Source organism: Enterobacter cloacae complex sp. 394F7, from assembly GCF_057320385.1.
Genome location: NZ_JBXWCS010000038.1, coordinates 1 through 1047, shown reverse-complemented (window position 1 = coordinate 1047; position 1047 = coordinate 1). Strand labels below are relative to the sequence as shown.

At 53.8% G+C, this 1047-nt stretch carries 1 rRNA gene; it reads right to left on the bottom strand.

Annotation, left to right across the window (positions count from 1 at the left end):
• Positions 1–12 precede the first annotated feature (12 nt).
• Positions 13–1047 (bottom strand): 23S ribosomal RNA (locus AC2FAK_RS22900); the annotation flags it as partial.

Sequence of the window (1047 nt, the reverse complement as noted above, 5' to 3'; positions counted from 1 at the left end):
CTTCGGCGTTGTAAGGTTAAGCCTCACGGTTCATTAGTATCGGTTAGCTCAACGCATCGCTGCGCTTACACACCCGACCTATCAACGTCGTCGTCTTCAACGTTCCTTCAGGAGACTTTAAGTCTCAGGGAGAACTCATCTCGGGGCAAGTTTCGTGCTTAGATGCTTTCAGCACTTATCTCTTCCGCATTTAGCTACCGGGCAGTGCCATTGGCATGACAACCCGAACACCAGTGATGCGTCCACTCCGGTCCTCTCGTACTAGGAGCAGCCCCCCTCAATTCTCCAGCGCCCACGGCAGATAGGGACCGAACTGTCTCACGACGTTCTAAACCCAGCTCGCGTACCACTTTAAATGGCGAACAGCCATACCCTTGGGACCTACTTCAGCCCCAGGATGTGATGAGCCGACATCGAGGTGCCAAACACCGCCGTCGATATGAACTCTTGGGCGGTATCAGCCTGTTATCCCCGGAGTACCTTTTATCCGTTGAGCGATGGCCCTTCCATTCAGAACCACCGGATCACTATGACCTGCTTTCGCACCTGCTCGAGCCGTCACTCTCGCAGTCAAGCTAGCTTATGCCATTGCACTAACCTCCTGATGTCCGACCAGGATTAGCTAACCTTCGTGCTCCTCCGTTACTCTTTGGGAGGAGACCGCCCCAGTCAAACTACCCACCAGACACTGTCCGCAACCCGGATTACGGGTCTACGTTAGAACACCAGCCATTAAAGGGTGGTATTTCAAGGATGGCTCCACGCAGACTGGCGTCCACGCTTCAAAGCCTCCCACCTATCCTACACATCAAGGACCAGTGTTCAGTGTCAAGCTATAGTAAAGGTTCACGGGGTCTTTCCGTCTTGCCGCGGGTACACTGCATCTTCACAGCGAGTTCAATTTCACTGAGTCTCGGGTGGAGACAGCCTGGCCATCATTACGCCATTCGTGCAGGTCGGAACTTACCCGACAAGGAATTTCGCTACCTTAGGACCGTTATAGTTACGGCCGCCGTTTACCGGGGCTTCGATCAAGAGCTTCGCGTT